Genomic DNA, 1,598 nt, shown 5'->3' with positions numbered 1-1,598 from the left:
GCGGCCAAGATCACAGCTTGTTCAGCAGTCTCCTAGAGGCGCCTGATGCCAGATGGGTTGATCGGGGCCAGACCGTGCGGGTTTTTCGAGACCACCGCGCCGAGATGCTGGAGTGTTACGGCCGGGACAATCTCCGAGAGGTCCAGCTCGTTGAACGAGTCGCGGTCAACGGCTACAGCGGCAAAGGGAACGTAGGTCTCACGCCCTGTGGCGGGACTGATCGTCTCGGTGCCTAGCTCGAGTGAGATGCTGCGAATCAGCCCGCGGCGGTCAGCCTCGAAAACTTCATGCAAGCTACGCAGTGCGACAGCGTGCACGATGCCTGCGTAGCGGTCCTTGGCGGCCTTCTGCGAAAGCTGCGTCTCACCGATTTCGTCGGTGGACTTCGTGTACTTGTACGCCTTAATGGTTGGCACAGTCTCTGGACCAGGCATTGTGACCCGAAGCGTGAGCTCTGCTGTGGCCGGCTCGAACTCGGACTCATGACCCACAGGGAAATGCTCAGGGTAGACAGAGTTGGCCAGCACGATTCCGACATACTCCTGTACTGCCTCGACCGTGCCGTACCCGAGCCCGGCGATCAGTTGGTCTAACTCGTCGTTCTGTTCTCGCGCCGCACGCTCCCTCTCCGCGGACTCCGCCTCATACTGTGCGGTCGCTTTTGCCAGCGCTTGGAGCCGGACGCGCTCAAGCTCGGCATGCTCCGCAGCTTGTGCTGCCTGGCGCGCAGGAAGCGAATCCATCGCGGCCTGCCATGCCTGGTAATCGGCGGCGTAGCGGCGATCAACCTCGGCTTCGGCTGCGGCCAACTTCTTCTTCCGTCCGAACGGGCCTTTCGGTGGCGCAACTTCACGGCGTACGGGAAGTGGAGGCTCCGGGATCGGCGCTGGCGCGGGGACGGGGGTGCGGAGATCTGACCTGGGAAACGGTGGATGTTGGGCGGTCACACGTAAAGCCTCGAGATCGACATAGTCGTCTACGTCAAGGGTTGCCTCCAGAAGCCCGTCCAGTTCTGCATAGTGCTCAGCCAGCTCTGCATTTAGTGACTCCACCCGAGCTTGCATGGCTTCGACATGCGCTGCTCGGGCCTCGCGCTCCAATCGCTTACGGTCAGCTTGCGCGGAGCGCGCCGCAGCCACCTGCGCACGCTCCGCAGCCCGCTGCGCCTGCTCGGCACGCCGTACGGCTGCCACCTGCTGACGGGCTGCTGCACGCTGACGCTGCTCGGCCAGGCGAGCCTGCCGCTGCATCTCTGCGAGGAACCCACGTCGACGAGTCACTAACAACCTCCATAGTGGGATAGCACGCAGACCGGACAGGAGCCGTCGTTGATGATCTGTCCGATGTCATCACTGCGAACACGAAAAGTGGACAACGAGTCCTTATCTTAACGACTATCCAGACAAGGGCCGGGCAGTTCGTCGCGGTCACACCTGGAGCCCCGCCGTTCCTTGGGGTGCCGAGCGTCCGAGCGTCATGCTGCTGTCGATGACTCCTGCTCGCGGCAGGATCCCGTTGGGGTACACCCGTGCGGGACGGCATGCCGCCAACCGTCGCCGCTGTGGCTTTCGCCGTTATATGGCGGGGTTCTGTCGACG

The 1,598-nt window shown here is 63.0% G+C and carries 1 protein-coding gene; it reads right to left on the bottom strand.

The annotated features are described in order from the left end of the window. Positions 1–32: 32 nt before the first annotated feature. Positions 33–1,250 (bottom strand): hypothetical protein, encoded by a 1,218-nt coding sequence (locus tag G6022_RS06215; protein ID WP_107746573.1) that lies wholly within the window; start codon positions 1,248–1,250, stop codon positions 33–35. Between the last annotated feature and the right edge of the window lie 348 nt (positions 1,251–1,598).

Source organism: Dietzia sp. Cai40 (assembly GCF_014145165.1).
Classification (GTDB): domain Bacteria; phylum Actinomycetota; class Actinomycetes; order Mycobacteriales; family Mycobacteriaceae; genus Dietzia; species Dietzia natronolimnaea.
This window is presented reverse-complemented; position numbering and strand designations above follow the sequence as displayed.